Here is a 270-nt window from a genome sequence, read left to right on the forward strand (position 1 = left end):
CAGCTGGGATGTTTCGTTCGACTTTGCTACGAATGGTACTGTGTACAAGTACGTTGACAACATGCTCTATGTTACCGTGCATGTTAACGGTCCGAGCGTGCCAGTGAACGTTAGCATTAACGGAAACAACCGCACTGGCGTTGTCAACGGGCAGGTTATCGGGATTCCGATTACTAACCCAGAGGATGCTATGACCTTCAACGTTATCGCAACCTACAATGGTCACCAGGTTGGAAGCGACACTTACACGGTTACACCACAAGACTGGAG

At 49.3% G+C, this 270-nt stretch carries 1 protein-coding gene; it reads left to right on the forward strand.

Annotated features, from left to right (window positions below; genetic code table 11):
* Positions 1-270: hypothetical protein (locus E3E29_RS11605; protein ID WP_167911129.1), on the forward strand; the 270-nt coding region annotated here is incomplete at both ends.

The organism is Thermococcus sp. Bubb.Bath (assembly GCF_012027595.1).
Classification (GTDB): Archaea; Methanobacteriota_B; Thermococci; order Thermococcales; family Thermococcaceae; genus Thermococcus.